Genomic DNA, 3,907 nt, shown 5'->3' with positions numbered 1-3,907 from the left:
ACCTCAACCTGCCACTGCCGCGCAAATCCGGCGACGCGGCATTTTTGGAAGGGCTGGAAACAGCCTTTCGGCGCGTCCGCGCCTTCGCGCCGGAAGCGCTGGTTGTCGCGCTCGGGCTCGACGCATTCGAAGGCGATCCGTTCGGAGGCCTTTCGGTGACGACGGCCGGCTTCGCGCGCATCGGCGAGGCGATCGCCGGCCTTGGCCTGCCGACGGTCATCATCCAGGAGGGCGGCTACCTCTGCGATGCGCTCGGCGACAACCTCACCGCTTTCCTGACCAGCTTTGGCGGGAAGAAAGGATAGTTCAGGCGCGCTCCTGCCTCAGCATTGCAATGACGCGATGTACGCTTTCCAGCGTCTCGTCGATCTCTGCGGCTGTGTTGTAATGCGCGATGCCGATGCGCACGACGCCCTGCTCCGGCGGAATGCCGAGTTGGTGGACGATCTCCCATGCATAGTTGTGGCCGGACCACAGGAAGATGTTCTCGGCATTCATCTGTCGCACGATCGTTTCCGGCGCGATGCCCTCTACCGTGAAGGAAATTGTCGGCACGCGATCGCCGAAACGTTCCGGGTCGGTGATGCCGCGGATGGTCAATCCCTCGATGTTCGACAGGCCCTCGATCAACTTCCGGGCGAGCGTATTCTCGTAAGCGATCGACACTTCGAAGGCTCTCGCTATCCGCTGCCGCCGCGAACCGCCCTCGCCGGCTGCGGCGCCGAGATCGGCGAAGTAGTCGACCGCTGCGGTCAACCCAGCCATCAGCTCGATCTGCGGCGTGCCGAGCTCGAACCTTTCCGGCAGGTGGTTGGACGAGCAGCGGCATTTGTAGGGTTTCAGCGCATCGATGACGTCGCGACGGCCCCACAATATACCCATATGCGGCCCGAAGAATTTATAGGCCGAGCAGACCAGGAAATCGCAGCCCAGCGCCTGAACGTCGATCGGCCCGTGCGGCGCGAATTGCACCGCGTCGACATAGACCAGCGCCCCGGCCTGCTTGGCGAGTGTCGTCAGCTCCCTCACGCGGTTGATCGAGCCGGTGAGGTTCGAGGCATAGTTCAGCGCCACAAGCCGCGTCCTTTCCGAAAGCAGCGCCTTCAGCCCCGCTTCCTCGACCTGCCAGCTCTTCTCGTCGAAGGGCAGGAAACGCACGACGAGGCCGAGATCCTCTGCAAGCTGCAGCCAGGGCGAGACATTGCCCTCGTGGTCCATGCGGGTGAGGATGATCTCGTCGCCCGGCTTCATCGTCCGGCCGAGTGTGCGCGACATGTGGTAGGTCAGCGTCGTCATATTGGCGCCGATGATGATTTCCTCGACGCTTGCCGCACCGAGAAAATCGGCCATCGCCGCATGCGCATCATCGACCACCTGCTGCGCCGCGACCGTCGTTTCGAAGAAGCCGCCGAGGTTGGCGTTTGTCGTTAGCAGGCAGCGCGAGACCGCATCCGCCACCGCCTGCGGCACCTGGGTTCCGGCGGGATTGTCGAGATAGATGCGACGGCGGCCCTTGTCGGTCAGCGAAAGTGCTGGAAACCGTCCGCGCACGAGCTCGATCGGAAAATCTGCCATCGCCTCCATCCCTTCGTCCTTCTCAATGATTTCCAGTCACGGGCAAGGGTTGCCGACGCGCTGGTGGATGGCATCGACCGCCTTCTGCATCTCCTCCGTCCAGCGGACCTCGACCGAAGACAGCGCCATGTCGAGCTGCGCGACGCTGGTGGCGCCGACGATATTCGCGGTCACAAAAGGCCGGCTCGTCACATAGGCGTTGGCGAAGAGCGCCGGCTCCATGCCGAAAGAGCGCGCCAGCTCGCTGTATTGGAGCAGCACTTCCGCCGCATTCGGCGTCTCGTAGCGCTGGCCGCGATTGAAGAGCTGCGTGCGAGAGCCTTGCGGCCGCGCGCCGTGATCATATTTGCCGGTGAGGTAGCCCTGCGCCAGCGGAGAATAAGGTAGAAACGCGATCTCTTCGCGTTGGCAGACTTCGGCCAGGTTCACCTCGAAGGTGCGGTTGACGAGATTGTAGGCGTTCTGCAGCGAGGCGACGCGCGGGCCGACGCCCTTGTCGGACTCGGCCAGGAAACGCATGACGCCCCACGAGCTTTCGTTCGACAGGCCTAAATGGCGGATTTTTCCCGCCTTCACCAGTTCCTCGAAGACAGCGAGCGTCTCGGCGATCGGCGTCTCGTCCGCCGGCGCTCCGACAGCATCGGCCCGCCGCGCTACCGCCCCGACCCGCGTCGGGTTCGAACCCCAGGGAATGTCCCGGTCCGGCCAATGGATCTGGTAGAGATCGATATAATCGGTACGGAGCTTGGCGAGCGACTTCTCGACCGCATCGAAAATGTCGGCGCGCACAAGCTTCGATGGCCGGTTGCCGCGAAACCAGGCGTTGGCCGTGCGGCCGACCACTTTCGAGGCGATGATGACCTTGTCGCGGTTGCCCTTGGTCTTCATCCAACTGCCGATGATCCTCTCGGTCCACCCTTGCGTCTCGGCTTTGGGCGGGATCGGGTAAAGCTCGGCGGTGTCGATGAAATTCACGCCGCGCGAGAAGGCCAGATCCATCTGGGCATGGCCTTCGGCCTCTGTGTTCTGCTGGCCCCAGGTCATCGAACCGAGGCAGATTTGCGAAACAAGGAGGTCTGTCCGACCGAGGCGGCGTTTTTGCATGAAATGTCTCCGGCGGGAGGTGGCGCGCGGCTGCGCGCGGAGGAATTCAAGCATAAGGCATAGGCCGGATTTTCTCCAAGCCGGTCCTGGCGACTTTTGCGTGAATTCGGAAACCGGTTAGCGTCGTGCCGCGGCCAGCGCGCGCCGCTTGGCCTCGTCGATCAGCATGTTGGCCACTTGCATGCGGATCATGGCGCGCTGACGCAGATGCGGGGCGACACGGTCCGGATGGTTGGCGAAGGCGAAGTTGCGGCGAATGCGGCCGAAATCGGTATCCTTCGCAGGGCGATCGAGGCCGAGCTCGCCGGCAATCGATTCAGGGTCGATCGGCGCCAGCTCTTCCTCAGGGCGATGCTCTTCCTCAGCGAGAGCCAGCTTGGCCTGGTCGAGAAGCGCGGCGAACTCGGCGGCAAGGTCGGCGCCCGCTTCGCGGTACTCGGCGGCGACGCTTTCGCCGGCGACCTTGATGCGGCCGGAGTGAAGCTCGTCCGCCACCGACAGATAGTCGAATGGAATAGAGGGCCGGGCGCCCCCGTCTTCGCCCTTCTCGGAAGCGATGATGAGGTCGTCGAGCAACGAAGCGAAATCCAGCTTGTTCCCGGTGCCGATCTCAGCCTCCTCCTGTCGCAACGGCATTCATTGTTGCCGTCGACCATAGATCGCTGTCGTTAAAAATGAATGCCGAGGACATTAACGATTGCGGGTGTTGCAGCTGCAGACGCCGGCCGGAAAGATCAAAGCCGCGCTGCATTTGATACCGACCGGCAGGTCGCCAGAGTGGCGAGGAAAAAGCCCGCCCGGGGGCCAGGACCGTGGCGTACGGTCGAGTTTCCGCAAAAGTTTCAGAAGAGAAGCGATTTTGGCGGAAAAAATTCACCAGGCATGGCTGCCATGCACTTGCTGCACTGCACAATTGTAACAAATCACCTATATTCTCGGCGTGTGGAGGACAAACAAGGGGCTGGAATATGGGGTTCTTCACCGAAATGTTCGCGCGGCCGCGGCCGCAGGAACAGCAGCGGTACCGATCGGCGCTCGCGCTGCTGAACGCGATGAGCAACGCCGACCGCGCCGATATCGGCATCAAGCCGGCCGACTTTCCGCGTATCGCCCGCGAGATGTCGATACGCTGATTCAACGATGAAAAAGAGGGTTCTCGGCCGCGCCGGGAAACCTCTCCGTCTTCAGCGTCCCAGGAAAATCGACTTGCCCAGCGGCACGCCATTGT

Annotated in this window: 4 protein-coding genes and 1 pseudogene; 2 read left to right on the top strand and 3 right to left on the bottom strand. The window is 62.6% G+C overall.

All coding sequences use genetic code 11. The features are described 5' to 3' along the window. A pseudogene (locus EOA32_RS34330) lies at nucleotides 1–305 on the top strand (histone deacetylase family protein); the annotation flags it as partial. Nucleotide 306: 1 nt separating this feature from the next. On the opposite strand, the gene EOA32_RS34325 reads toward EOA32_RS34330, so the two are convergent. The 3 genes from EOA32_RS34325 to EOA32_RS34315 all read right to left on the bottom strand — a co-directional run bounded on the left by EOA32_RS34325 (nucleotide 307) and on the right by EOA32_RS34315 (nucleotide 3,315). Continuing rightward, complete coding sequence (locus EOA32_RS34325) at nucleotides 307–1,575, bottom strand: cysteine desulfurase-like protein (RefSeq protein ID WP_128374073.1); 1,269 nt, start codon at nucleotides 1,573–1,575, stop codon at nucleotides 307–309. A gap of 36 nt (nucleotides 1,576–1,611) precedes the next feature. Then, a complete protein-coding gene (locus tag EOA32_RS34320; protein ID WP_128374072.1) occupies nucleotides 1,612–2,679 on the bottom strand; it encodes an aldo/keto reductase in 1,068 nt (355 codons plus the stop codon). A gap of 117 nt (nucleotides 2,680–2,796) precedes the next feature. Further along, nucleotides 2,797–3,315 carry a hypothetical protein gene (locus EOA32_RS34315; RefSeq protein WP_179294479.1) on the bottom strand — a complete coding sequence of 173 codons (519 nt, stop codon included), beginning with the start codon at nucleotides 3,313–3,315 and terminating at the stop codon, nucleotides 2,797–2,799. Between the two features lie 332 nt (nucleotides 3,316–3,647). Between EOA32_RS34315 and EOA32_RS34310 the strand changes: the two genes are divergently transcribed. Beyond that, complete coding sequence (locus EOA32_RS34310; RefSeq protein WP_082954041.1) at nucleotides 3,648–3,812, top strand: DUF1127 domain-containing protein; 165 nt, start codon at nucleotides 3,648–3,650, stop codon at nucleotides 3,810–3,812. Nucleotides 3,813–3,907 lie beyond the last annotated feature (95 nt).

The sequence above is a fragment of the Mesorhizobium sp. M1A.F.Ca.ET.072.01.1.1 genome (assembly GCF_004023325.1).
GTDB lineage: Bacteria > Pseudomonadota > Alphaproteobacteria > Rhizobiales > Rhizobiaceae > Mesorhizobium.
This window is presented reverse-complemented; position numbering and strand designations above follow the sequence as displayed.

Excerpts from the sequence above, each read along its gene's own strand:
- EOA32_RS34325 (WP_128374073.1), bottom strand. The coding sequence starts at position 1,575 with ATGGCAGATTTTCCGATCGAGCTCGTGCGCGGACGGTTTCCAGCACTT.
- EOA32_RS34320 (WP_128374072.1), bottom strand. The coding sequence starts at position 2,679 with ATGCAAAAACGCCGCCTCGGTCGGACAGACCTCCTTGTTTCGCAAATC.
- EOA32_RS34315 (WP_179294479.1), bottom strand. The coding sequence starts at position 3,315 with ATGCCGTTGCGACAGGAGGAGGCTGAGATCGGCACCGGGAACAAGCTG.
- EOA32_RS34310 (WP_082954041.1), top strand. The coding sequence starts at position 3,648 with ATGGGGTTCTTCACCGAAATGTTCGCGCGGCCGCGGCCGCAGGAACAG.